Consider the following 3,154-nt stretch of genomic DNA (forward strand, 5'->3'; position numbering starts at 1 on the left):
AAAAACCTGGCTTCTTTGTTTTTATTGATTAATTTATTCTTTGGAAGTCCCTTATGGAAATAAAAGAGGAATTGGTGATGACACTTTTTCAAGCAATAGCTGCTGTCGCTGTAATTTTTGTCGGTTACTACGGTTTGATTTATTTAGTTGTTGTTGTCTTCATGGAACAAAGGCGACGCAGGGTATAAAAATAACATCAGTTGGACGAAATTAAATATCAATTGCTAACTTACTTGGCCTCAATTCGACCAGATTTGACGGCTGCTACAAGTGCTTGATAATCCTGCTCAACTTGGTGGGCGTAGGTGACGGCAAAATCTGTCACAGCAGAGTCAAAAGTATCACTTTTACCCAAGTAGCTACTAATCATGACAGCATCGCCGGAACGAGCATGGGCGCGGGCTAAGGCACAACCGCAAATTTCGGCGTAATCTTCCAAACCCTTGGCAGACATTCCCTTGAGTTTAATCGAGGTTTTCATGTCCTTTAATTGCCGAAAATAGAAATCTTGTCCGCGACTGTTACTCGTCCAACCCAAGAAAATATCACTAGCTGCCTGCATGAGGCGTTGACCATTGACTATGCGCTGTCCGTTGTGGGAGTAAGGATATTTACCTGCGTAGGGTTCTAGTACTGAGGGACGGGCTTCTTTAAATTGCAGCAGCAAAGGATCATTATCGTTACTTAGCAGCAGTGCAACTCCGCAGTGAGTACCGACACTGCCAACGCCAACCACTTTCATGGCTACATCTACTAAACGGTAGCGATCTAGCAAAAACTGGCGATCGCTTTGCAAAGTATCACGATATTGTTCAAATAATACCCCTACTTCCTCGAAATACTGTTCCTGTAGTGGTAGATGATATAACTGCGGTGGTTGATCAATAAACCGCCGTTGCCCGTTCACCTCCTCTGTCAGCTGCAAAAATGTTTGCTGCATTGTGCGGGTAAAGGCTTTATTTGCCATTTGCTCCCAATATTTACGAGTTTCCTCATCAGGCGCGTGTTCCACCAGGATATTAGCATCCAGTCGCGCATACCACACCGCCAAAGTCCCCATCTGCCCATACTCCCGAATGGACAAGCGATAGGCACGAACTGCTGCTTCGGCAGCATCATAGCAGTGTTTGTCAGTCAGACGAATATCTTTCCCCGCCACAATAATGCTTATGACTAAGCGTTTTACATCCCATTCCCAAGGTGCGCTTAAGGTTTCGTCAAAGTCATTCAAGTCAAAGATGAGATTTCGTTCTGGTGTGGCAAATCCACCGAAGTTAAGTAAGTGACAATCTCCACATGCTTGTACGTGGATTCCCGTTGTAGGAGTAGTTGCCAAGTCAGCCGCCATAATAATTGCACTTCCCCGTAGAAAAGCAAAGGTTGACTGCGACATGCGACCGTAACGGATGGGGATTAACTCTGGTATGCGTCCCTGATTTGATAGTTCGAGTAAATCAATTGGATCTGGACGATCTGTAGGATGCCATTCGCGGTGGGCACTTCGAGAAACAACTTGACGTAATGCTTTGCCTGCTTCTACTCGCTGTGCTACGGTGAGCTGATTATTGGGAGTCAGCTCAGCCGATTTAATAGGTGGTGTAGTAGTCATATAGAGGAAAGTATTTTTCAATGATTAAAGACTACAAGCAGTAGGAGATGAGAGAATGTTTTTCCCTCTCTTCTCCTACATCATCACATCAAAATCTTAAAAAGATACTGCCAAATGTTAGCAAGAGTTCTGGCAAAACATGGAGATAACCTTTTCTTAAAAAAAAGCGATAAAGCTTAACCTTATTAATGAGCAAATTTGTAGTCAAAAAAATTATTGTAAAGTACGTACACCATAAAGAATGAAAAAGAGATTAGGTATTGACTAAATTCTTTAGTTCGTTATTTTCTATTAACCATAATTTTGGAATTTTAAATAACTTATGACTTGGTTAGATTTTACAATTCGCTTGGTGGTAGCATTCTTACTAGGCTCTGTTATTGGAGTGGAAAGACAGTGGCGACAACGAATGGCAGGACTGCGGACGAATACACTAGTCGCTACTGGTGCTGCCTTATTTGTGATGCTGGGAGTCATGACTCCAGGTGGAAATCCGACCCAAGTTGAGGCGTATATAGTCTCTGGCGTCGGATTTCTAGGAGGAGGCGTAATTTTTCGGGGAGGTGCCAGTGTACAGGGATTGAATACAGCAGCAACATTATGGTGTGTCGCAGCAGTGGGCGCTTTGGCAGGTGGTGGATTTTTCCCACAGGCGTTTATAGGAACAGTAGCAGTTTTAGTGGCAAACATCTTTCTACGTCCCGTGGGTTACCGAATTAATCAACAACCGCTCAAAGGTACAGAAATTGAGCTATGCTATCGCTGTTCTATAGTTTGTCGTAGCAACGATGAGGCTCATGTCCGTGCCCTGCTACTACAGGCAGTCAGTGTCACTGGTAAAATGAAATTACGTTCTTTACATAGCGAAGATCTCGAAGAAACTCCCGAACGTGTGGAAGTTGAAGCTGACTTAGTCACGCAGGATCGCAACGATCCTTTTTTAGAACAAATTGTCAGCCGCTTGAGCTTGGAGTCTGGAGTAAGTGCGGTTAGTTGGAAAATTATTGAACAAGAGTACGGCTAAAGATACTGATGTTGGTTGACAGCGGTTTTCTGTAGTATGGGCATTGCCGATAAAAGCCTATCTGATAGATATTTGAGATATTAGTGGACAATGCCCACCCCACGATTTGTCGTCTAATTATTAGGAATAAGCGCTCTAAAGTGGGAAGATGGCAAGTAACCTCTGCTTTTTGTTACAGCTATCTGAAAACAACGCGATCGCCCTTTGGGCGGCGAGAAAGCTGGAGCATCGCATCCCTTTCGTTTTGCTAAAATGAGCGCGCCCTCAGCAGTATCAGTCAGAGCTTCAGGCTCAGTGTCAGATTCTGGTATCATGCTAGCAATGCCGAAACACAGTTAAAACATTAGCTGGAAGAGGATCAACACGAACTTATACTCAAACCTGTAGTATAAATGATACATTCAAACGGAGTTTAGACTTATTCTTTTGTTTCATGTCTCATAACTATCAATCAGATAGTAAGGTGAAAGGTGCGATTCGTTGTTAGCTGAATCACGGCAACCAGTCCGTACATAAGCTAA

4 protein-coding genes are annotated in these 3,154 nt (G+C 43.4%); 2 read left to right on the forward strand and 2 right to left on the reverse strand.

Annotation, left to right across the window (positions count from 1 at the left end):
- Positions 1-53: 53 nt before the first annotated feature.
- Positions 54-188, forward strand: a complete 135-nt coding sequence (locus AC5JM2_RS18275; protein ID WP_495836277.1) for a hypothetical protein — start codon at positions 54-56, stop codon at positions 186-188.
- Positions 189-229: 41 nt separating this feature from the next.
- Here AC5JM2_RS18275 and AC5JM2_RS18280 read toward each other — a convergent pair whose 3' ends face one another.
- Positions 230-1,609 carry a DUF2252 domain-containing protein gene (locus AC5JM2_RS18280; protein WP_495836278.1) on the reverse strand — a complete coding sequence of 460 codons (1,380 nt, stop codon included), beginning with the start codon at positions 1,607-1,609 and terminating at the stop codon, positions 230-232.
- Between the two features lie 322 nt (positions 1,610-1,931).
- On the opposite strand from AC5JM2_RS18280, the gene AC5JM2_RS18285 reads away from it, so the two are divergent.
- Positions 1,932-2,633 (forward strand): MgtC/SapB family protein, encoded by a 702-nt coding sequence (locus AC5JM2_RS18285; protein WP_495836279.1) that lies wholly within the window; start codon positions 1,932-1,934, stop codon positions 2,631-2,633.
- A 113-nt stretch (positions 2,634-2,746) separates the two neighbouring features.
- Here AC5JM2_RS18285 and AC5JM2_RS18290 read toward each other — a convergent pair whose 3' ends face one another.
- Positions 2,747-2,947: a hypothetical protein gene (locus tag AC5JM2_RS18290; protein WP_495836280.1), complete on the reverse strand. Its 201-nt coding sequence runs from the start codon at positions 2,945-2,947 to the stop codon at positions 2,747-2,749.
- Positions 2,948-3,154 lie beyond the last annotated feature (207 nt).

The sequence above is a fragment of the Brasilonema angustatum genome (assembly GCF_059505445.1).